Origin of the sequence: Thioalkalivibrio sp. ALMg3 (genome assembly GCF_000381225.1) — a bacterium.
GTDB lineage: Bacteria > Pseudomonadota > Gammaproteobacteria > Ectothiorhodospirales > Ectothiorhodospiraceae > Thioalkalivibrio > Thioalkalivibrio versutus.
Genome location: NZ_KB906232.1, coordinates 1 through 19,953, shown reverse-complemented (window position 1 = coordinate 19,953; position 19,953 = coordinate 1). Strand labels below are relative to the sequence as shown.

17 protein-coding genes are annotated in these 19,953 nt (G+C 67.4%); 11 read left to right on the top strand and 6 right to left on the bottom strand.

Annotation, left to right across the window (positions count from 1 at the left end; all coding sequences use genetic code 11):
• Positions 1-2: 2 nt before the first annotated feature.
• Entirely contained in the window at positions 3-977 is a 975-nt protein-coding gene (locus F622_RS0112000; protein WP_018176260.1) for an MBL fold metallo-hydrolase, read from the bottom strand.
• Positions 978-1,150: 173 nt separating this feature from the next.
• On the opposite strand from F622_RS0112000, the gene F622_RS0111995 reads away from it, so the two are divergent.
• From F622_RS0111995 to dut, 3 genes are all read left to right on the top strand, one after another.
• Positions 1,151-1,747 (top strand): DUF502 domain-containing protein, encoded by a 597-nt coding sequence (locus tag F622_RS0111995; protein ID WP_018176261.1) that lies wholly within the window; start codon positions 1,151-1,153, stop codon positions 1,745-1,747.
• A 288-nt stretch (positions 1,748-2,035) separates the two neighbouring features.
• The gene (gene coaBC / locus F622_RS0111990) at positions 2,036-3,253 is read left to right on the top strand and encodes a bifunctional phosphopantothenoylcysteine decarboxylase/phosphopantothenate--cysteine ligase CoaBC (protein ID WP_018176262.1); all 1,218 of its coding nucleotides are present in this window, start codon (positions 2,036-2,038) and stop codon (positions 3,251-3,253) included.
• Positions 3,254-3,273: 20 nt separating this feature from the next.
• Positions 3,274-3,735: a dUTP diphosphatase gene (gene dut, locus F622_RS0111985; protein WP_018176263.1), complete on the top strand. Its 462-nt coding sequence runs from the start codon at positions 3,274-3,276 to the stop codon at positions 3,733-3,735.
• A gap of 24 nt (positions 3,736-3,759) precedes the next feature.
• Here the strand turns inward: dut and hmpA are convergent, their stop codons facing one another.
• On the bottom strand, positions 3,760-4,941 hold the full coding sequence (gene hmpA, locus F622_RS0111980; protein WP_018176264.1) for an NO-inducible flavohemoprotein: 1,182 nt from the start codon (positions 4,939-4,941) through the stop codon (positions 3,760-3,762).
• Positions 4,942-5,116: 175 nt separating this feature from the next.
• Here hmpA and argB point away from each other — a divergent pair, with 175 nt between their 5' ends.
• Positions 5,117-5,995: an acetylglutamate kinase gene (argB, locus tag F622_RS0111975; RefSeq protein WP_018168391.1), complete on the top strand. Its 879-nt coding sequence runs from the start codon at positions 5,117-5,119 to the stop codon at positions 5,993-5,995.
• Here the strand turns inward: argB and F622_RS0111970 are convergent.
• Positions 5,985-6,653, bottom strand: a complete 669-nt coding sequence (locus F622_RS0111970; protein ID WP_019572056.1) for a DUF4124 domain-containing protein — start codon at positions 6,651-6,653, stop codon at positions 5,985-5,987. The two genes, argB and F622_RS0111970, sit on opposite strands and share 11 nt — an antisense overlap.
• Here F622_RS0111970 and F622_RS0111965 point away from each other — a divergent pair.
• Positions 6,646-7,407 carry a sulfite exporter TauE/SafE family protein gene (locus F622_RS0111965; RefSeq protein ID WP_019572055.1) on the top strand — a complete coding sequence of 254 codons (762 nt, stop codon included), beginning with the start codon at positions 6,646-6,648 and terminating at the stop codon, positions 7,405-7,407. The two genes, F622_RS0111970 and F622_RS0111965, sit on opposite strands and share 8 nt — an antisense overlap.
• A gap of 233 nt (positions 7,408-7,640) precedes the next feature.
• Here F622_RS0111965 and F622_RS0111960 read toward each other — a convergent pair whose 3' ends face one another.
• Positions 7,641-9,824 (bottom strand): HAD-IIB family hydrolase, encoded by a 2,184-nt coding sequence (locus tag F622_RS0111960; RefSeq protein ID WP_019572054.1) that lies wholly within the window; start codon positions 9,822-9,824, stop codon positions 7,641-7,643.
• A complete protein-coding gene (locus F622_RS0111955) occupies positions 9,821-11,218 on the bottom strand; it encodes a glycoside hydrolase 100 family protein (protein WP_018168395.1) in 1,398 nt (465 codons plus the stop codon). The genes F622_RS0111960 and F622_RS0111955 overlap by 4 nt, the downstream gene beginning before the upstream one ends.
• 116 nt (positions 11,219-11,334) lie before the next feature.
• Between F622_RS0111955 and F622_RS0111950 the strand changes: the two genes are divergently transcribed.
• The 4 genes from F622_RS0111950 to F622_RS0111935 are packed head-to-tail and all read left to right on the top strand — an operon-like array spanning position 11,335 to position 16,660.
• A complete protein-coding gene (locus F622_RS0111950; RefSeq protein ID WP_018176267.1) occupies positions 11,335-11,976 on the top strand; it encodes a TetR/AcrR family transcriptional regulator in 642 nt (213 codons plus the stop codon).
• 16 nt (positions 11,977-11,992) lie between these two features.
• Entirely contained in the window at positions 11,993-12,427 is a 435-nt protein-coding gene (locus F622_RS0111945) for a cytochrome c (protein WP_019572053.1), read from the top strand.
• A gap of 7 nt (positions 12,428-12,434) precedes the next feature.
• Positions 12,435-13,574: an efflux RND transporter periplasmic adaptor subunit gene (locus tag F622_RS0111940; protein ID WP_019572052.1), complete on the top strand. Its 1,140-nt coding sequence runs from the start codon at positions 12,435-12,437 to the stop codon at positions 13,572-13,574.
• Positions 13,571-16,660 carry an efflux RND transporter permease subunit gene (locus tag F622_RS0111935; RefSeq protein ID WP_018650586.1) on the top strand — a complete coding sequence of 1,030 codons (3,090 nt, stop codon included), beginning with the start codon at positions 13,571-13,573 and terminating at the stop codon, positions 16,658-16,660. The genes F622_RS0111940 and F622_RS0111935 overlap by 4 nt, the downstream gene beginning before the upstream one ends.
• A 13-nt stretch (positions 16,661-16,673) precedes the next feature.
• Here F622_RS0111935 and F622_RS0111930 read toward each other — a convergent pair whose 3' ends face one another.
• Complete coding sequence (locus tag F622_RS0111930; RefSeq protein ID WP_018168400.1) at positions 16,674-17,753, bottom strand: EAL domain-containing protein; 1,080 nt, start codon at positions 17,751-17,753, stop codon at positions 16,674-16,676.
• A gap of 116 nt (positions 17,754-17,869) precedes the next feature.
• Between F622_RS0111930 and msrB the strand changes: the two genes are divergently transcribed.
• A complete protein-coding gene (msrB, locus tag F622_RS0111925) occupies positions 17,870-18,268 on the top strand; it encodes a peptide-methionine (R)-S-oxide reductase MsrB (protein ID WP_018176270.1) in 399 nt (132 codons plus the stop codon).
• A 54-nt stretch (positions 18,269-18,322) separates the two neighbouring features.
• A complete protein-coding gene (locus F622_RS0111920) occupies positions 18,323-19,522 on the top strand; it encodes an MFS transporter (protein WP_019572051.1) in 1,200 nt (399 codons plus the stop codon).
• Positions 19,523-19,953: the final 431 nt, after the last annotated feature.

Below are 19,953 nucleotides of genomic sequence, written 5' to 3'. Positions count from 1 at the left end.
ATTCAGAACACCGCGGCCTCGACATCCGGGTACGTGGTAGCCACCGACCGGTCGATCTTGTCGTCGAAGCCGGGGTAGTGATCGATCAGGTCACCCATGCGCTCGCGCACCAGCGGCACGGTCTCGAAAGCGGCCAGCCCCTGTTCCACACCTTCCTCGATCCCCTCCCAAAGCGTGACCAGATAACGCTGCAGCCGGGCCAGCGTCTGCGCATCCTCCAGCCGACCGTGGCCGGGTACGACCACCGCCGGCTCCAGCGCGATCAGCTCGTCCAGCAGGTCGATCCATTGCGCGACATCGCCATCCCAGACCGACGGCGCACGATCGCTGTAGACCACGTCCCCGGCCAGCAGGACCCGCGTCTGCGGCAGCCAGATGCTCAGATCGCCCGGCGAATGGGCACCCCCGGAGGGAAGAATCACCACCTCGGTGCCGCCAAGGTCACGGGTGATACGCTCGTCCACCGCAACATTCGGCAACAGCGGCGTGGTGTCACCGGTCGCGCCCTCGGTCATCTCGCGGAAATTCTCGACCCAGCCTTCGGCCTCCGTCTCCATACGCGCGGTCGCGGCGGAACCGGCCATGATCTCCGGGTCGGAATCGGCGAAGGCGTGGTTGCCCAGCCAGTGATCCCCGTGGCTGTGGCTGTTCACGATCCAGCGCACCGGCTGACCCGTGACCTCGGCAATCGCCTCGCGCAGCGCCACACCCATGGTCTCGGAGGAGCCCGTGTCGAATACCAGCACGCCGTCGTCGGCCACCACGAACGCCATGTTCGCGTTCCAGCCGAGGTTCTCGCGACTGGGGAGATCCCGCGCCGGCGTCATCACCGCATAGACGCCCGGCGCCACCGCCTCGGGCGTCATCGCGTAGTCCTCGGGCGCGGCCGCGTCCGACTCCCCCGCGATGGAGGCCTGCGGTAGGGCAACCGCCGAGACTACCAGCGCCAGCACACCCAACCCGGTCCATCCGCTCATCGTCCGCTCCTTCTATCGGCAAAAATGTATCGGCAAAAATGCCGCTCAAACCCATTTCATAGACTGCACCCGATCACGGAAGTGCCGCCCCGAGCAGTCGTGACCGGCAGCCGACCGTGCTGCGGACACGAATGCGTTAGCATTCCGGAGATCCCCCCTGCACGGAGCCTGCTGTGCGCCGAATCTCCCGCACCTTCCTGACCGGCCTGGCCGCGATCCTCCCGGCCGCGATCACGCTGGCCCTGCTGTGGTGGCTGGGCAGCACCGCCGAGGATGTCCTCGGGGGCCTGCTGCAGGCCGTCCTGCCGGATCTGCTCTACTTCCCGGGCATGGGGATCCTGGCCGGCATCGGCCTGATCTTCGGCCTCGGGGTGTTGCTGCAGGCCTATGTCGTGCGCTGGCTGTTCGACTGGCTGGAGGGCCTGATGCAGCGCATCCCCGTGATCAAGACGATCCACGGCACCGTGCGCGACGTCACCAACCTGCTCTCCGGCGACATCCATCAGCGCTTCGGGAAGGCCGTGCTCGTCACGTTCCCCGGCACCGACTTCAAACTGGTCGGCTTTGTCACCCGCGAGGACTTCGAGGGCCTGCCGGACAACCTGGGGGGGCCGGAGACGCTCGCGGTCTACATGCCCATGAGCTACCAGATCGGCGGCTACACCCTGATGCTGCCGCGCGAGCGGGTCGAGCCGCTGGACCTGCCGCTGGAGGATGCGATGCGCTACGCCCTGACCGCCGGCGTCTCCGCGCGCCAGGACAAAGGCTAAGGAGACGCTGATCAATTCGCACGTCCGCGTTGGTGCCCCATTTTTTCCGAGACAAGGCGCGGTGCGCAGTGCCGTAGTCACTCTACGGTCAAGCGGCGCAACGCAGAATCGGGGAAAATGGGGCGCCAACCCCTTGAGGGCTCGGCCGATTTTGCCCGCTGACGGCGTTGCGGCTCGCTTATGTAGCTCGGCTACACTTCGCTCGCCGCGCCTTGTCATCGAGCAAAATCGACTCGAGCGCGAACGTGCGAATTAATCAGCGTCTCCTTAAGGGGTAGAATCCGGCGCATGACGGAACACGACACCCAGCCCCGGATACTGGTCGGCGTCAGCGGCGGCATCGCCGCCTACAAGGCCTGCGAGCTGGTGCGCGAGCTCAAGCGCGCCGGCTGCGCGGTGCGCGTGGTGATGACCGCGGGTGCCCGCGCCTTCGTGACCCCGCTGACCTTCCAGGCCCTGTCCGGCGCGCCGGTGCGCACCGAACTGCTGGATGCCGAGGCCGAATCCGGCATGGACCATATCGCCCTGGCGCGCTGGGCCGATCGCATCGTGGTCGCCCCCGCGAGCGCCAACCTGATCGCCCGCTACGCCCAGGGCCTGGCGGACGACCTGCTGAGTACCCTGCTGCTGGCCACCACCGCGCCGGTCACCCTGGCGCCGGCGATGAACCACCGCATGTGGGCACACCCGGCCACGCAGGCCAACATTGCGACCCTGGTCGAACGCGGCGTGACCCTGATCGGACCCGACAGCGGCGACCAGGCCTGCGGCGAGCAGGGCGAAGGCCGCCTGCGCGAGCCGGCCGCGATCGCGCGCGAACTGCTGCAGCCAGCAGACGCCCCGCTAGCCGGTCGCCAGGTGCTGATCACCGCCGGCCCCACCTTCGAACCCATCGACCCCGTGCGCTTCATCGGCAACCGCAGCTCCGGGCGCATGGGCTTCGCCCTGGCCGCGGCCGCGCGTGATGCCGGGGCACGCGTGACCCTGGTGCATGGCCCCACCGCACAGGCCGTGCCCGCCGGCGTCGAGGGCGTTGCCACCGAAACCGCCGCCACCATGCACGCCGCGGTGATGGAACGCCTGCCCGCGACCGACATCCTGATCGCGGCGGCGGCCGTGGCCGACTACCGCCCGGCCAAACCACAGGCCCAGAAGATCAAGAAATCCGACCCCACGATGCATCTGGCCCTGGAACGCACCCAGGACATCCTCGCCGACGCCGCGCGCCAGGCGGCCACGCTCCCCCGGCGCCCGTTCCTGGTGGGCTTCGCGGCCGAGACCGAGGACCTGCGCGAGCACGCCGAGACCAAGCGCCGAAACAAGGGGCTCGACCTGATCGCGGCCAATCGCGTCGGCGAAGGCCTCGCCTTCGGCACCGCCGACAACGAGCTGCTGTGCCTGTGGGAGGGCGGCGAGCGCACGCTGCCGAACCAGCCCAAGGCCCAACTGGCGCGCGCGCTGATCGACCTGGTCATCGAGCGCCTGAACCCACGCGAAACAGATTAGTCATTGCCAAGGAACCCCGAATGCCCGTCCCCGAGATTGACCTGAAGATCCTCGACCCACGCATGGGCGCGGACTTCCCGCTGCCCGCCCCGGCCACCGACGGCTCTGCCGGCGTGGACCTGCGGGCAATGATCGAGGCCCCGCTGACGCTGGAGCCGGGCACGGCCGAGCTGATCCCCACCGGGCTGTCGATCCACATCGAGGATCCGGGCTATGCCGGGATGATCCTTCCGCGCTCCGGGCTCGGGCACAAGCACGGCCTGGTGCTGGGGAATCTCGTGGGCCTGATCGACGCCGACTACCAGGGCCCGCTGATGGTCTCCTGCTGGAACCGGGGCGCGAGCGCCTACACACTCGAGATCGGCGAGCGCCTGGCGCAGCTCGTCATCGTCCCGGTCATCCAGCCGAAATTCCGCGTGGTCGAGGACTTCGAAGAGACCACCCGCGGCGCGGGCGGCTTCGGGTCTTCGGGCCGGGGCTGACCCCGGCCCGGCACCCCAACCGCATCAGGTCTCCAGCGCGGAGGCGGGCCCGAAGAACTCGTAGTTCACCCGGTCGTCCGGGATACCCAGCCCGCGCAGGTGGGCGCGCACCTGCTGCATGAAGGGCTTCGGTCCCAGGAAATAGACATCCACCTCGCGGCTGTCGGGCAGCCACTCGGCGAGCTGCTCCCGGGTCAGGAAGCCTTCCGCGTGCGGCTGGTCGCCGGCACGCGGTTCGCTGTAGCAATAACGACGCGTCAGACCGGACACCTGTTCTGCCTGACGTTCCACCCAGTCGTGGAACGCGTGCACGCCACCGTGTCGCGCACAGTGGAGAAAGTGCACCTCGCGACCGTCGGCCAGCGCCGCCTCGGTCATCGCCACCGCCGGCGTAATCCCGACTCCCGCGGTCACGAAGGCCACGGGGCGATCCGACGCCCGCAGCACGAAATCGCCGGCCGGCGGGAAGACATCCAGCACGTCGCCCTCCTGAACCCGGTCATGCAGGAACGTCGAGGCGACACCGCCCGGCTCGCGCTTGACGCTGATGCGCAGGGTCTTGCCGTTCGCCGCCGCCGACAGGGAATAGTTCCGCCGTACCTCCTTGCCGTCGATCAGCAGGCGCAGCCCGAGGTATTGCCCTGGCTGGTGCGGCGGAACGGGCTGACCGTCCACCGGCTGCAGATAGAACGAGGTGATCTCCTCGCTCTCGGGGAACTTGCGCTCCACACGAAAGGCGCGGGCACCACGCCAGCCGCCGGGTTGCTGTTCGTGCGCGGTGTACACGCCCTCTTCGGCCTCGATCAGGATGTCGGCCAGTTGCTGATAGGCCGCGCCCCAGGCCTCCAGCACCGCATCGGTCGCGACCTCCTCGCCCAGCACCTCGCGCATGGCCTGCAACAAGCAGGTGCCGACAATCGGGTAATGCTCGGGCTGCACCTGCAACGACACGTGCTTGTTGACGATCTGGCCCACCAGCGGGCCCAGGGCCTCCAGTCGGTCGATGTGCCGTGCATAGTTCAGGACCGCATTGGCAAGGGCCCGTGCCTGCTCGCCACTGGCCTGATGCGCCTGGTTGAACAGCGGCTGCACCTCCGGGTAGTCGCGCAGCATGATCTCGTAGAAGTGACGGGTGAGGGCTTCGCCGCCGGATTCCAGCAGCGGCACGGTTTGCTGGATGATCGCCTTCTGTTCGGTCGAGAGCATGGGACACCTTCATTTGTTGTATGTGGTGCGCAGCTTTATACCCGCCACGGCGTCACCGGTCAAACCATGCATATCGAATCGACCTTCAAGGAGACGCTGACCATGACCGCCCCGACGCACCCGCAAGGCGGGGTGCTAAACTGCGCGGCTGCGAAACCCGACAACCGGACCCGCCATGGATACCCAGACGGCCCATTCCGTTGCCCACGTACTGATTGAAGCGCTGCCCTATATCCAGCGCTTCGCAGGCAAGACCATCGTGATCAAGTACGGCGGCAACGCCATGACCGAGGACCACCTGAAGGCCTCGTTCGCGCGTGACATCGTTCTGCTCAAGCAGGTCGGCGTGAATCCAGTGGTCGTGCATGGCGGCGGACCGCAGATCGGCGAACTGCTGAAACGCCTGGGCAAGGAGACGGAATTCGTCAACGGCCTGCGCGTGACCGACCGCGAGACCATGGACGTGGTGCAGATGGTGCTCGGCGGGCTGGTGAACCAGGAGATCGTGTCGCTGATCAACCGCTTCGGCGGCCGGGCCGTCGGCCTGACCGGCAAGGACGGGCAGATGATCCGCGCGACCCCGTTGCGCGACTACGGCGCGGCCGAGGGCGAACCCAGCGTCGACCTGGGCCATGTCGGCCAGGTGGAAGGCGTGGACCCGAGCATTGTCCACACCCTGGATCAGAGCGACTTCATCCCGGTCATCGCCCCGATCGGCTTCGACCGCGACGGCAAGGCCTACAACATCAATGCCGACACCGCGGCCGAGAAGCTCGCCGTGGTGCTGGATGCGGAGAAGCTGTTCCTGCTGACCAACACCCCGGGTGTGCTCGACGGCAGCGGGGCGCTGCTACCGCGCCTGGCCGCGCCGGAGGTGGATGCCATGATCCGCGACGGCACCATCCACGGCGGCATGATCCCGAAGATCCGCTGCGCCCTGGATGCCGTGCGCAGTGGCGTGAACGCCACCCACATCGTGGACGGCCGAGTGGAACACGCGGTACTGCTGGAGCTACTGACCGACCAGGGTGTGGGGACGTTGATCAGTCGTTAACGCGGCCATTCAGCACCAGTTGCTGAAAGTCGCGGCGGTCCAGATCCAGGCGCTCGTGGATCGCGGACAGGCGCTCACGCTGGCCCCGACGGTACTGGCGCTCGCGAGCAATGCGCGCGTCCAGCTCATCCAGCTCCGCCCGGTAACGATCCGCCAGCGAGGAGTTTTCATTGGCGCCGTCCAGCTGCCGGCGGATGCGCTCGCGTTCACGCAACAGGGTCCTTTCCTGGGCCTCGCTGCGCAGGACGTTGCCGCCAATCGAACGCTCGCGGCGCTCACGCAGCTCCTCGATCTCCTCCAGCGAGGTGTAAGCCCGGCGCAACTGGTGCTCGCGCGCCACTCGATCCTGTCGCGCGCGCTGCGTCGCCTCCAGGTTGCGCTCCGCCTGCTCGCGCTCGGCCGCGGCCTGCGCCCGCTCCTCGGCGCTCATCGGGGCCGGCAGGATCTCGCGCATGCGCCCCTCGGAGTCGTAGATGCGGCGTTCGCGCTGGCTGGTCTCGGGCTGCGGGGTGCTGGAATAATGTACGGTCCCGTTATCATCCACCCAGCGGTAGATATCCGCCTGGACCGGGACCGCGAGCCCTAGCAACAACGCACCGGCCAGCGCCGGGCGAAAAAGCCCTGACCGCTGCCCGTTCCACACACCCCAAATGACCATTTTCGAACACCTCGGACTCGTCTTCATCGCCATCGTGGCCAACGGGTTCTCCGCGTTGGCCGGTGGCGGGGCGGGCCTTTTGCAATTGCCCGCCCTGATTTTTCTGGGCCTTCCCTACCCCGTGGCACTGGCCACCCACAAGATCGCATCCGTGGCTCTGGGTGCCGGTGCCGGCCTGCGCCACGTCAAGAAAAGCACATTCGCGCCCAGGCGCCTAGCCATTATCCTGCTGGCCGGTCTGCCTGGGGTGTTAATCGGTGCCTGGCTGGTGTTGGGGATCCCGCCGCGGGCCGGCGAAATCGCCCTGGGCCTGCTGACCATCGGCCTCGGCTGGTACTCCTGGCGCCGCCCGCAGCTCGGGCAGGTGGTGCGCGAGATCGGCTTTTCCTGGAGCCACGCCCTGATCGGCGCGGCCGGTCTGTTCCTGATCGGCATCCTGAACGGCTCGCTGGCCTCGGGCACGGGGCTGATGGTCACCCTGTGGCTGGTGCGCTGGTACGGCATGAACTATACCCAGGCGGTCGCCTACACCATGGTCCTGGTCGGCCTGGTCTGGAACGGGGCGGGCGCCCTGATGCTCGGGACGCTCGGCACGGTGCAGTGGAACTGGCTGCCGGCGCTACTGGTGGGCAGTTTTGTTGGCGGATATCTGGGCGCCTGGGCGGCCCAGCACTACGGCAACCGCCTGGTCAAGCGCGCCTTCGAGGTCGTCACCGTCCTCACCGGGATCGCCCTGCTGCTGCCCGTGCCCTGACGCCCTGCCTCACCAGGGCAATCCACCATGAAACATACGAAGGCACGAAAGGCGACCATGCGCTTCGTGCAGGAAGGGCATGGCCTGGAAGTGATTGGCCGTCCCCGCAAATCCGCAGAGCGAAATGGGTTTGGCGGCAACATCCACCCACTCCGCGATCTCCGAGTCCTCTGTGGCGCAACGGCCTTGGCCCTTCTTCGGGCCTTCCCGCGCTTGGCGCTAGCAAACGCGGGCTATTCGTCGGCCTCGGCGTCGCCCGGGCTTTCGCAGCGGTTGAGGAGGTCGAAGTGCTCGATCCCTTCGAGGAGGCCCCGCGCGTGCGTGGCCCCGGCGAAGAAGATGCGCTGGAAGCCGCGCAGGCTCTCCAGCTCTGGCTGGTGGTTGCCCACCACCGTCCCCAGCAGGCGCCCGCGCAGCATGTCCTCGTCGTTGCCGGAATCGCCGGCGACCAGCACGTGTTCCAGCGGGATGCCCCACTTGTCGGAGAGATAGCGCACCGCCAGGCCCTTGGAGGCGCGCACCGGCAGCAGGTCGAGGAACCGGTCGTGCGAGTAGATCACCCGGGCGTGCAGGTCCTCGCGGTACAGCCGGGTCTCCACCGTCTTCGCATCCAGACTGCCGGGCGGCTCGACGAAAAAGCTGACCTTGAATGCGCGCTGGTCCACATCCGGCTGAAGGACCAGATTTTTCTCCTGCTGCAGACATTCGCGCAGCCGGTCCGGCTCCCAGCGATGACTGATATGTCGCGCCCAGCCGCGATCCTCGGTCTGCTTGGTGCCGTAGTGGATCTCGCTGCCCACCGAGGTGATCCAGACGTCCGGGGTGGGCACGCCATGCTCCTCGAGGATCGCCGCGGCCGAATCGATGCGCCGGCCGGTGGCGACACCAAAGGCAACCCGCTTGCGATTGCGCTTGAGCCAGGCGACGAAGGCACGAGTGGCCTTGTCATCGCCCAGCAGGGTGTTGTCGATGTCGGTGATCACGGCGCGATCCATCTGCGCCAGGTGGCCGGAGACCCGGCGCTCGTGGTGGCGCTCCTGGCGCACCTCGCGGGTCAGCGACTTCACCAGCTTGACGTATTTCTCGGCGTGGCCGTCCCAGGAATAGTGCTGGCGCACGCCCTTGAGCCCGGCGCGCGAGTAACGCTGCCAGCGCGGACGATCCGCGAGGATGGCCTGGATCGCGTCGGCGATGCCCTCCGGATCCAGCGGATCGATCAACTGTCCGTTGTGGCAGCGCGAGATGATCTCCTCCGGTCCGCCGTCGTTGGTGGCCACGATGGGGGCGCCGCTGGCCGCGGCCTCGATCAGGGTCAGGCCGAAGGGCTCGGTCAGCGCCGGGTTCACGAATACGCCCTTGCTGGAGGCCACCAGGCGGTAGAGATCCGGCACGTCGTCGGAGTCGTGGTGCTTCGGGTAGGCCACCAGGCCATGCAGGTCGTGGCGATCGATCCGCAGGAGCAGATCGGTCATGACGTCGCGCGCGCCCTTGTCGAGGTCGGCGATGTCGTCACGGTTACCGGCAACGATCAGCAGGTTCGCGTTCTCGCGCAGCCAGTCATTCCCGGCGTAGGCCTCCAACAGGCCGCGGATGTTCTTGCGCTCGTCGGCGCGCGACAGGGCCATGATCAGCGGGCGGTCAGGGGTTTCCAGGAAGCGCCGGACCGCGGCCCAGATCGGCGGCTTGCGCTGGCCCCGCTTCGGCGGATGGAAGCGCGTCAGGTCGGTGCCCGGCGGAATCACCTCCATGCGCTCCGGCTGATAGTTGTCGTAGGTCGCGTACTGTTCGCCAATCTCCTGGCGGGTACTGGCAATCACGCGGTGGGCATGAGCCAGCGCCTCCTCCTCCGCATGAATGCGGGTGGAGATGTTGTAGCGCGCCTCGATGTCGGCGTCCGACATCCCGCTCTCGCGCAGGCGTTCGCGCTTGACCCGCCCTAGCGAGTGGCCGGTCTGCAGCATCGGTGCGCCCAGCAGGTTCGACAGCTGCACCGCGACATGCCCGGCATCGGCGTAATGCCCGTGGATCACGTCCGGCCGCAGCCCCACCCGCCGGATATGCCCCAGGGCGTTGTCGGCGAAGCAGTCCAGATAGGGCCAGAGCTTCTCCTTGCGCAGGTAGCGCCGCGGGCCGCAGTCCAGACGCACGATATGGGCCCCGTCGCCCAGGTCTTCTTCCGGTTCGGCGTAGTCGGCGGATACCTTGCTGTCGACCACCCGCCGGGTCAGCAGGTCAACCCGGCCGACCTGCGGGTGGCGGGCCAGCGCGCGCGCGAGCTCGACCACGTAGAGCGTCTGCCCGCCGGTGTCGGCGTCGCGACCCAGCTCCAGCTCCCGTCCGCGGATCAGGCCGTGGACACTGATCAGGACGAGATAAAGGCCTTCACCGTCGCGTGACTTGCTCTGGGTCTTTTTCATGGCACCTCGGGTTCCGGGCTGTCGAACAGGCTGAGGGTCTCGGGGTTGTCGATCAGGCCCTGCGAAACAAGCACCGCGGTCGCCGACCAGGTCTGGCGATAGTTGGCGCGCCGGCCGACCAGACGACCATGGCGCCCGTCGTAGTACTCCGGCCAGTTATCGCGATACAGGCGCTCGGCCGCGACCGCATGCACGCTACGCGCGAGATCCGGCCGCCCGACGCGCAGGGCCGCGCCGGTGAACGCCCACAACAGTGCCGGCCAGTTGCCGCCGTTGTGGTAGGACCACGGGGTATTCTTGGGATCGGACCCGGTCAACAGGCGCCACTCCTCGCCCACCATCGCCGGATAGCAGATCTTGACCGGCATGGTCCCGATCAGGTCCTCGAAGCGCTGCTCGAAGGTCTGCATGATCGAACGCGACTGGTGCTCGTCGGCCAGCCCGAACAGGACCGCCAGCAGGTTGCCGAAACTGAAGAAGCGAAAGTCCATGCGTCCGGGGCCGAGGTTGCCGACCAGGTACCCGCTCTCCGAAGGGATCCAGTCCACCAGCCAGTCGGGGATGCTCTCGGGATAGATGTTCAGCGAGTTCTCGGACTCGTGGCCGAAGTGCTCGGTGCGATAGCGATGGATATCGTTCAGCCGCTCGAGATCCAGCCAGTAGTAATTGCGAATGTAATCGGACAGCTGCCGCGTACGAATCGCGGACTGCTCGCACAAGAGCTCCGAGTCCTTGTCGCAGGGTTCGAGCATCGCCAGCGAGGCCTTCAGCATCCCGTAGAACAGGGCCTGGATCTCCAGCGGGTGGCCGAACACCCCCATGCGCCGATCGATCATGAAGCTGCCGTCCGGCACCAGCAGGGTCGGGAAGACCTCGAAACGGTCCTGCAGGCAGATGCTCAGGATCAAGCGGATGCCGCGCTGCACATCGGCACTCTTGATGAAATCGGTATCGCCGGTGCGGTTCTGGTAGGCCCGCAGCAGCAGCACCCACCACATCATCGAGTCGACCGGCGCCACACGCCCGATCGCGCGATCGCCGAAGTCCGCCGCCAGGGACTCGCGCCCGTTCTCGTCGGTGAACACGCGGAAGCTCGCCGGCATCACCCGCGGCAGGCGGCGATGGCCCTCGATCTCTTCCTGGGTATCGCGGATCTGCAGGATCAGCGCGAGGAAGTCGCGCACCACCTCGGGCTCGTCGTTCAGCAGATAGACCAGCCCCGAGGGCACGAAGTCGCGGATGAAGCAGTCGGCATAGTTTTCCGCAGGCGCCCGCTCGTCCAGGCTGGCCACCGTGCCCACCGTGCGCCCGCGATAGCGCACCTCGGCATCGTGCAGCAGCTGGTAGGCGGATTCGAGCGTCGGATTGCGGGCGTCGGGCGGGAGCTGATTCATAAACACCGAGTCTATGGAAACCCGTGCGTTTGTGCACGCACCCCAGCCACTTGCCACCCCCCCCATAAACTTCATACGATCTGCATCATAAAGAGCGAAAGCGATTACTTACTTGCATGCAACGAAAATCCGGCGACGAACGGCGCGAAGAGATCGTTCAGGCCCTACTCGACCTGACAGCCGAACGCGGGGCACGGGACGTCTCCACCCAGGCCATTGCCGATCGGGTGGGCATCGCCCAGCCCACGATCTTCCGGCATTTCCCAACCCGCGACGCGATCTTCCGCGCGGCGCTGGAGTCCATCGGCCGCAGGCTCCTGGACGTACTCACACCGATGCTGTCCGGACGCGGCTCGGCAGACGTCCGCCTGCGCAACCTCCTGACCCGACAATTGCGATTCATCAGTCGGCGCAAGGGGCTGCCGCGCCTGATCTTCTCCGAACGCCTGCACCTGGAAGACCCCGAGTTGAAGGCCGTGGTCCGCGACATCATCGACCGTTACACCTCCCGGCTGGAGGAACTGCTCCGGGAAGGCGTCACCCAGGGATGCTTTCGCCAGGACATGGAAACCGCCGAAACCGCCCGCCTGATCGTGGCGATGATCCAGGGGCTGGTCATGCGCTGGTCACTCTCCGATTTCGAGTTTCCGCTCGACCAGCAGGGCGACGTGCTGTGGCGACTGCTGGAGCCTGCATTGCGAGCACCGCAGGACCAACCGACTCAGGCACCCGGCCCGCACCCGAACACATTCGACTAACCCGAGGAGACTGGATATGTCCTTCACCCGTGCCACCCTGGTCGTCGCCGTTCTCGCCATGCCCCTGGCTAGCACTGCGTCGGCCGATACCTTCCAGTCCGTGATGCAGGGGCTCACGGACGACATGAACCGGGTCCAGTCCGCGTTGTTCGTCGAGGACTTCACTTCCATCACCGAGGCAGCCGAGGCGATCGCAGATCATCCGAAGCCCTCGCTCGGCGAACGTCGCCGTGTCCTGTCGGCAGTAGGGTCCCGGGTCAGCGAGTTCCGTGCGCTGGATCAACGAGTGCACGGTGCCGCCGAAGGGCTTGCCGACGCGGCGCGTGACCAGGATCTGGACAAGTCCATCCGCTACCACGGCAGGCTCGTAAATGCCTGCATCGCCTGCCACAGCGCATTCCGGGACGAGGTGGTCAGCGCCCTGTCGCCGGAAGACGCCCCAAAACGCTGAGCACAACATGAACGCACCCCGGACTCCATCCGGTCGTCGCGGTCTTCGGCGGACCCTGGGCCTCCTCGCGCTGGGCGGGGTGGTGCTGGTGACGGTCTGGAGCGCTGCGGACCGGCTGTCGGAGCGGTTTTCGCCCGAGGCCGCACGCACCGTGCCACCGCCGGCCGTCACCACGATCGCCGCGGAACCTACCGGAGTCACACTCTATAGCCCTGCGTACCGAGGCAGCATCGAGACCCATGACGAGACCACCATTTCGGCCCGGGTCACGGCCCAGGTACTGGAAAGCCCCCTGAATGCCGGGGACCGGGTCGAGGCGGATGGCGTCCTGGTGCGTATGGATACCGACGAGACCCGCCTGGAGGTCCGGCAGCGAGAGGCCGCCGATCAGCGCCTGGACGGAGAACGTGCAACCGCCCGGCGCAACCTCGATCGCCAGCAGGACCTCTTTTCCCGGGGTCTGATTCCGGAAAGCGAACTCGACGACGCTCGCCAGCGCGTCGCCACACTGGAGGCCCAGCTCCGCGAAAATCGGTCGGCGCTGGAACTGACCCGCAAACGCCTGGAATACACGACGGAACGGGCCCCTTTCGCCGCTCAGGTGCGGCGCACCCATGTCCGCCCCGGCGACCTGGCGGTTTCGGGGCAGCCCCTGATCGAGCTGGTCGGCCTCGAGGGCCTGCATGCGGTCCTGCGCGTGCCGGAGCGCGACAGCCTGCTGCTCCAACCCGGTCTGGCCGTGGAGCTGACCATCCCCGCCCTGGAACACACCGTGACGACCCGGCTGGACCGGGTCCACCCCACACTGGATGCCGGCCGGCGCAGCGGGAGCTTCGAGACACGCCTGCCCGACCCGCCGGAGGCGTTGCGCCCCGGCATGGCCGTACAGGCCCGGGTCGTCCTGGACCATCTGGACCCGGTCATCCGGGTACCGGCACATGCGGTCCGGAGCGACGCCGATCACCAATGGGTCTATCGGCTGGAAGACGGACACGCATACCGCACGGAGGTGGTGACACGGTCGTTGCCGAATGGAGAACAGGCGATTCTCGAGGGCATCAACCCGGGTGACCGCATTATCGTGACCCCGGATCGGCGGGTCCGCGACGGGGGGCCCGTGCAGGCCGTGGACGACAGCGACCGATGACCTGGGTCGAAGGCCTCCTGCGGTACCGGCACACGGTGCTGGCCCTTCTGGCGGCCGCCTTGATCCTGGGCCTGCAGGCGCGCTTCGATTTGCCCGTCCAGCTCTTTCCCGACACCGATCCGCCGACTGTCACGGTCATCACTGCATACCCCGGCATGGCGGCCCTGGACGTCGACCGCGAACTCACACGCCTGCTGGAGGAGGAGTTTGCCAGCCTCGACGGCGTCACCCGGATCAGCTCCTCCAGCCAGACCGGGCTGTCCGTGGCGCGCGTGGAATTCGACTACGGCATCACCAGCGCCCTGGCTGCAGTGGACGTCCAGAACGCCGTCGGACGGTTGCGTCCCGACCTGCCCGCCACCATCGAAGAACCGCAGATCCTGGAGTTCTCCACCGCCGACAAGCCGATCATCACCATCGCCCTGACCAGCGACACATTGCCGCTCCACGCGATCCGCGAACAGGCCGATAACGCCGTCCGCGAAACCCTGGAGTGGATCCCCGGTGTCGCCGCGATCGACGTGGTCGGGGGGCACAAGAGCGAGTTGCATGTTGCCCTCGACCCCGAGCGCGCCGAGGCCCTGGGGATCGACATGTCCCGGGTACTGGAGGCCCTCGACGACTGGAATCTCATGGCGCCGGGCGGACGCGTCCGCATCGGTGAACTCGAGAGCGTCGTGCGGTTCGATGCGCCATTGCGAAGCGAGGCCGATGCGCGCGGGCTCATCCTGGAGGCGGACGGCGATTCCCGGGTGCGCCTGGGTGATATCGCCCGTATCCGTCTGGAGCCCGGTGAGCCGCGCTCGGCCTACCGTCATGACGGCCGGGCGGCCATTGCCGTGCAGGTGCTGCGCCGGGACGATGCCAACACGGTGGAGGTGGCCGCGCGGGTCCGCGAGGCGCTGGGACCCCTGCGCGACGTCACGCCCGAGCTGGACATCGTCGTCGCCGACGATGATTCGGTGTTCACCGAGAAGGTCATCGCCGACATGACACAGACCGTGATGATCGCCATCGCCCTGACGATGGTGATCGTCCTGCTGTTTCTCGCCGACCTCCGTCAGGCCGGGATCATCGCCCTCTCGATTCCGGCGGCGTTCCTGGCGACCTTCGGCCTGATGCAACTGGCCGGCCTGGATCTGAACATGGTCACCATGTCGGCGCTGATCCTGGCCATCGGCCTGCTGGTCGACGACGGCATCGTGATCCTCGAGAACATCCACCGCCACCTGGACGAAGAGGGCCAGCCCCCGCGCCAGGCGGCCATCGAGGGGGTCGGCGAGGTCTTCGGCGCCAAGCTGGGCGGGACACTGACCACCCTCGGCGTACTGCTGCCTCTCACGTTCATGGGCGGCTTTGTCGGCGAGCTGTTCCGTCCGCTGGCGCTGACCCTGGCGTTCGCCCTCGGCGCGTCGTTCGTGATGGCCGTCACCCTGATCCCGCTGCTGGCCACCTACTGGCTGCGCCCTGCAACGTCGACCACCACCCCGCGCTGGAGGGAGACCTTGGAGGCGCCGGCGCGAGGGGTCCGCAACCTCTATCTGGACGTCCTTGCCCTGGCACTGCATCGTCCGCTGGCGACGCTGGTGGTGGCGGTCGTACTCCTGGCACTCAGCCTGGGCATGCTCCGCATGACCGGAAGCGAGATGCTGCCGCGTTTCGACTCGGGCAGCTTCCAGGTTCTGGTCGACATGGCGCCGGGAACCCGGCTCGACACCACTCTGACAACCCTGGAACCCGTCGAGCGGTATCTGGCCGAACATGAATACGTCGTGGATGTCAGCAGCCAGTTCGGCCACGAAGCCGGCGCCCGCTCGATGGGCGACCGCGGCGCCATGGGCGTCAACCAGGCCGAGATCACGGTGACGCTGGTGCCGCGGACGCAACGTTCCCTCACACAGTGGGAGATCATGGACGACGTGCGCCAGCGCCTGGAGGCCACCCCGGGCGTGACCCTCGCCGTGCCCCGGGAACTCGGCGGCACCGCGCGCTCGTCAACCGCCGCCCCGATCATCGCCCGGATCAGTGGCGAGCAGGCGCAAACCCTGGACCGCACGGCGAGCGAGCTGCTGGACCATCTTGCCGGCATCCCCGGCATTACCGACCTGTACAAGGACTGGGCCCTCGACACCCCCGAGGTGCGGATCCGGGTCGACCATGACCGCGCGGCCGAGCTCGGCCTCACCGGCACCGCGATCGCCCGCGCGGTGCACCAGGCCATGGACGGCGCCGTGGCCACACGCTTCCGCCAGCCGCCGAAGCGGGATCTGGACGTGGTCGTGCGCTACCAGGTATCGGACCGCCGCTATCCGGAAGACCTGGAGGGCATCCTGCTGCCCACCCGCGAGGGCCCGATCGCCCTGAGCGAGGTCGCAAGCCTTGAACACACCCTGGGTCCGCGCATCGTCACGCGGGAAAACGGACAGCGGACCCTGGACATCCTCGGCTTCCATCTGGGGCGTCCACTGTCCGAGGTGGTGGCCGACGTCCAGCAGCGCCTGGACACCTTCGCCGCCCCGGATGGCTACCCGGCGACGCTGGCCGGCGAGCAGGCAGACTTCGACGAGGCGCGTGGCCACATGATGCGGGCGCTGCTGCTGGCCGCCCTGGCCGTCTACCTGCTGCTGGTCGTGCAGTTCCGCAGCTTCGCCCACCCCGTCATCATCATGGCCGCCATTCCGTTGCAGTTCATCGGCGTAGTCGCTGCACTGCTGATCGCCGGAAAGTACGTATCCATGCCGGCGCTGCTCGGGATCGTCCTGCTGATCGGCATCGTCGTGAACAACAGCATCATCCTGCTCGACCTGGCCCGGCGCCGACTGGCCGAGGGCCGGGACATTTACGCCGCCGTCACCGAGGCGGTGGAAACCCGCATGCGTCCGATCATGATGACCGCCCTGTCCACCATCGCCGGGATGCTGCCGCTGGCCCTGGAGATGGCCGTCGGGGCCGAACGTTTCTCGCCGATTGCCACGGTGATCATCGGCGGCATCCTGGCTGCGACCGTTCTGACGCTGGTGGTGATTCCGGCCCTGTTTGTGCTTCTGCAGCGATTCGGACCCATGACCGCCAACGCCCGGGGGTAGAACGGATGGGTAGTCAGGACTCCGGGTGGTTCGGCAGCGGCGGCTCCGCGGCCGGGCGCGCGAACAGGTAGCCCTGACAGAGATCCACGCGCTCCTTCAGCCAGCGCCATTCCTCCACGGTCTCGACGCCCTCGGCCACGACCCGGATATCGAGATCCCGCGCCAGCTCGATGATCTTTTCGAGGATCTTCTGCTGGTAGATGTCCTGGTCGATCCCGCTGACCAGTTCGCGGTCGATCTTCACGAAATCCGGGCGCAGTTGCGACAGCATGTTGAGCGATGCGTACCCCGCCCCCAGGTCGTCCAGGGCGACCTGGAACCCGGCGCGGCGATAGCGCTCGACGATCCGCGACAGGTGCTCCATGTCGTTGACCTGGTCGCTCTCGATCACCTCGAACACGAAGCCGGCGGGCCCCGGCTGGCCCGGCACGCGAGACATGATCTCGCGCACGGTCGTTTCCAGGCAGAAGGCCGGGTCATAAATCGCGGTCGGGTTGAAGTTGATGAACAGATGGCTACGGACCCCGCGCTCACTGGCACGACGGATGGCATTGATCCGGGCGGAACGATCCAGATGGAACAGCAGCTCGGCATTGCGCGCCGTCTTGAACAGGTCCAGCGGCGGGATGATGTCGCCGCCCGGTGTGGAGGCGCGCACCAGGGCCTCGTAGGCAAAGACCTCGGTGGGGTTCGCGGCATGCACAATCGGCTGGAAGTGGAAGTCCAGGGTGTCGTTGGCCAGGATCGCGGAGAGATCGCGCGCGTTGTGCCGCGCAATCAGCGTGGACAGCAGGTGGGTGTCCTGCAGATGCGCCAGCCCGAAGTCCTCGCCTTCCGGCACGAAGGTCGCGCGGCAACCGGCCTGCTCGGAGCTGCTCAGGGCCTGCTCCAGCCGCACCAGCATCTCGCCCAGCCCGCCGGCACCCTTGACCGGCAGGGCCAGGATGCCCGAGCTCGGCTCTGCGCAGGGCAATTGCTCGTCCACCATGCGTTGGCGCAGGGCCGCGCGGGTGTGCGCCAGCACCGGTGCCAGGTAAAGAGTGCCGGAGGCCGCCGGCAGCAGATCGATACGTTCGCAATCGGGACAACCCACGACCACCTCCAGCGGTCCAGTCTTTGGCCACCCGGCCGAGAACCGGGGATAATTTTCCCGGTCCACCGGAAGACCCATTCTCGATTCGCAAACAATAGCATCAACCCGGAGATTGCATGAGCTCATCCCAACGCCCGACCGACGCCGAACTGCGCGACCGCCTGACACCGGAGCAGTATCACATCGCCCTCGAGGGCGGGACCGAGCGGCCATTCACCGGCGCCTACAACGACCATAAGGCGGACGGCCTCTATCACTGCGCCGCCTGCGGCGCGCCGCTGTTCGACTCCGCAGCCAAGTTCGACTCCGGCAGCGGCTGGCCCAGCTACACCGCCCCCGTGTCCGCTGCCGCCGTCGACGAACACCGCGACCGCGCGCTGGGCATGGAGCGCACCGAGGTCCGCTGTGCCGCCTGCGACTCCCACCTGGGCCACGTCTTCCCCGATGGCCCGGCGCCCACCGGATTGCGCTACTGCATCAACTCGGCGGTGCTCGAGTTCCATCCGCGCCGCTGACCCAGTTACCCGAACCGGGCCATGAGGCCCGGGCCCAATGCCGAAAGGAATCTCATGTCCGGCCAGACCACCCCGCGCGAGCGCGCGAATGTCCTGATCCTTGCCCTCGGCCAGGCCCTGTTCCTGATCGCCGCGGTGACCGTGATGACCCTGAGCGGCGTGGTCGGCGAGCGCCTGGCCAGCGACCCGTCGCTGGCAACCCTGCCGGTCGCCGCCATGATGATCGGGACCCTGGTCATCACCCTGCCGGCCTCGCTGTTCATGAAGCGCTTCGGGCGGCGCACAGGCTTCCTGCTGGGGGCGGGCGTCGGCGGCTTCGGCGGGGCGGCAATCGCCGCGGTCGGGGTATTCGCCGAGGCCTTCTGGATTTTCGTGCTCGGCAATCTCCTGCTGGGCGCCTACCAGGCCTTCGCGATGTACTACCGTTTCGCCGCGGCGGATGTCGCCAGCGACGCCTTCCGCCCGCGCGCCATCTCCCTGGTCATGGCCGGGGGCGTGGCCGCAGCCTTCCTCGGCCCGTGGAACGCCCACCATGCCCAGGCCCTGCTGCCACAGACGCCGGAAGCCGGTCCCTACCTTCTGCTCGGGGCACTCGCCCTGCTGGCCATGCTGCTGCTGGCCTGGCTACGCGTACCAACACCGCCGGCAGCAGAACGTGCCATATCCCGTCCCCTGCGCGAGATCATGCCCCGGGGCCGGTTCGTCGTTGCGCTGACAACGGCCGCCCTGGGCTACGCGGTGATGATCCTGCTGATGACCGCAACCCCGCTGGCCATGCGCCAGGCCGGCTTCGACATGGGCCAGGTCGCCCTGGTGATGCAGTGGCACGTGCTCGGGATGTTCGCCCCATCCTTCGTCACCGGCCATCTGATCACGCGTCTCGGGCTTACGCGCGTGCTCGCAATGGGCAACGCCCTGGTGCTTTTCAGTGTCGCCATCGCCGCGCATGGCGAGACACTGGCGCACTTCTGGCTGGCGCTGTTCCTGCTGGGGGTCGGCTGGAACTTTCTGTTCATCGGCGGCAGCACCCTGCTCACCACGACCCATACGGCCGGCGAAAAGGGCAAGGTCCAGGGCGTGAACGACCTGACGGTGTTCACCCTGGTCGCCGCCGGTTCGTTGCTGGCCGGTGCGCTACTGCGACCGCTGGGCTGGGATGGCCTGAACCTGGCGATGCTGCCGGTGATCGCGGTACTGACCGTCGCCATCCTCTGGCTCTGGCGCGACGACGCCCGCGCCCCACCACGCGCCTGACGACCCATTCCCGCCGGCCATGCTCGACCTCCCGCCGTGCGGTCCGCGATCATGGTGCATCATCGGGTGTTTACGGTGGCTTCGGTCTACCACCTGCCATGTTGTGGCTGGGGATGGTTCAGCGTTCGGTGTTTGCGGTGGCTTCGTCGGGCCGCCTGCCACGCGCTCTCTCGCGAGCGCACCGCGCCCGTTGTTGATCAAAAACTGGCTTCTTTGCTCGTGCAAAGAAGTACCCAAGAAACACGCCCGACTGCCGCGACCCCGGCCCGCTGCGCGGGCCGGGGTTTCCCTCGCTCCGAGGCTTTTCGCGGGCGGCGCTGAACTCGCTACGCCTTCGGCTCCGCTCAGACATCCAGCGCCCCGTGTCTATTTAGAATCGTCCCGCGAAAAGCCTCTCCACTCGGCGCGACGACAACGGGGAGGTAGGTCAA

Excerpts from the sequence above, each read along its gene's own strand:
- F622_RS0112000 (WP_018176260.1), bottom strand. The coding sequence starts at position 977 with ATGAGCGGATGGACCGGGTTGGGTGTGCTGGCGCTGGTAGTCTCGGCG.
- coaBC (WP_018176262.1), top strand. The coding sequence starts at position 2,036 with ATGACGGAACACGACACCCAGCCCCGGATACTGGTCGGCGTCAGCGGC.
- dut (WP_018176263.1), top strand. The coding sequence starts at position 3,274 with ATGCCCGTCCCCGAGATTGACCTGAAGATCCTCGACCCACGCATGGGC.
- hmpA (WP_018176264.1), bottom strand. The coding sequence starts at position 4,941 with ATGCTCTCGACCGAACAGAAGGCGATCATCCAGCAAACCGTGCCGCTG.
- argB (WP_018168391.1), top strand. The coding sequence starts at position 5,117 with ATGGATACCCAGACGGCCCATTCCGTTGCCCACGTACTGATTGAAGCG.
- F622_RS0111965 (WP_019572055.1), top strand. The coding sequence starts at position 6,646 with ATGACCATTTTCGAACACCTCGGACTCGTCTTCATCGCCATCGTGGCC.
- F622_RS0111970 (WP_019572056.1), bottom strand. The coding sequence starts at position 6,653 with ATGGTCATTTGGGGTGTGTGGAACGGGCAGCGGTCAGGGCTTTTTCGC.
- F622_RS0111960 (WP_019572054.1), bottom strand. The coding sequence starts at position 9,824 with ATGAAAAAGACCCAGAGCAAGTCACGCGACGGTGAAGGCCTTTATCTC.
- F622_RS0111955 (WP_018168395.1), bottom strand. The coding sequence starts at position 11,218 with ATGAATCAGCTCCCGCCCGACGCCCGCAATCCGACGCTCGAATCCGCC.
- F622_RS0111950 (WP_018176267.1), top strand. The coding sequence starts at position 11,335 with ATGCAACGAAAATCCGGCGACGAACGGCGCGAAGAGATCGTTCAGGCC.
- F622_RS0111945 (WP_019572053.1), top strand. The coding sequence starts at position 11,993 with ATGTCCTTCACCCGTGCCACCCTGGTCGTCGCCGTTCTCGCCATGCCC.
- F622_RS0111940 (WP_019572052.1), top strand. The coding sequence starts at position 12,435 with ATGAACGCACCCCGGACTCCATCCGGTCGTCGCGGTCTTCGGCGGACC.
- F622_RS0111935 (WP_018650586.1), top strand. The coding sequence starts at position 13,571 with ATGACCTGGGTCGAAGGCCTCCTGCGGTACCGGCACACGGTGCTGGCC.
- msrB (WP_018176270.1), top strand. The coding sequence starts at position 17,870 with ATGAGCTCATCCCAACGCCCGACCGACGCCGAACTGCGCGACCGCCTG.
- F622_RS0111920 (WP_019572051.1), top strand. The coding sequence starts at position 18,323 with ATGTCCGGCCAGACCACCCCGCGCGAGCGCGCGAATGTCCTGATCCTT.